The following is a 994-nucleotide window of genomic DNA, read 5'->3' on the forward strand; positions in this document are numbered from 1 at the left end:
ATGGGCACCATCGAGGGCCTGCGCGCCGCCCGTCCGCAGGACCGCACCTTCATCCTGTCGCGGGCCGGCTTCGCCGGCATCCAGCGCTACGCCGCGAACTGGATGGGCGACAACCAGGCCCGCTGGGACCACCTCTGGCTCAGCATGCCGATGGCGTGCGGCTTCGGCCTGTCGGGGCAGCCGTTCGTCGGCGCCGACATCGGCGGCTTCCAGGGCAACACCAACCCGGAGCTGTTCCTGCGCTGGTTCCAGATGGGCGTGCTGACCCCGTTCTGCCGGAACCACTCCGAGACCGGCAACATCGACCAGTACCCGTGGTCGTTCGGCCCCGAGATCCACGACCTCACCCGGCAGGCGGTGGGCCTGCGCTACCGGCTGATGCCCTACCTCTACTCGGCCTTCGTGCGGGCGTCCGAGACCGGCGAGCCCGTCCAGCGGCCGCTCGTGCTCGACTACCAGGACGACCCGGAGGTCGTGGACGTCGACGACCAGTACCTCTTCGGCCGCGATCTCCTCGTCGCGCCCGTCACCGAGCAGGGCATGACCTCGCGCTCGGTCTACCTGCCCGCGGGCGACTGGTACGACTGGTACACCGGCGAGCTGCACCCCGGCGGCCAGCGGATCACGGTGGAGACGCCGCTCGAGCGAATCCCCCTCTTCGCCCGCGCCGGCGCCGCGATCCCGATGTGGACCCAGGTCCCCGCCTCGACCGACGGCTACCGGCCCGAGAGCATCGAGCTGCACGTCTTCGACCCGGTCGTCGACGGCCACTGGGAGTCGGTGCTCGTCGAGGACGACGGCCTCACGGTCAGGCACGGCGACGCCGCCGGTGAGCCCGAGCGGCTCACGACGCGCGTCGTCGTGACTCGCGCGGGCGGCGAGGTGACGGTCGAGCACGAGACGTCGGGTCGGGGGTATGCCGGCCACGCGCGGACCCGCTTCGACCTCGTCCGCCACGCGCCCGAGTGAGCGGGATGCGGTAGACGGTGGCGGG

The 994-nt window shown here is 71.8% G+C and carries 1 protein-coding gene; it reads left to right on the forward strand.

Features of this window, described 5'->3' with window-relative positions; genetic code table 11:
- On the forward strand, positions 1 to 969 hold a 969-nt coding region (locus ABD194_RS20960), incomplete at its 5' end, for a glycoside hydrolase family 31 protein (protein ID WP_343995149.1).
- Positions 970 to 994 lie beyond the last annotated feature (25 nt).

Source organism: Terrabacter terrae (genome assembly GCF_039529575.1).
Lineage (GTDB): Bacteria > Actinomycetota > Actinomycetes > Actinomycetales > Dermatophilaceae > Terrabacter > Terrabacter terrae.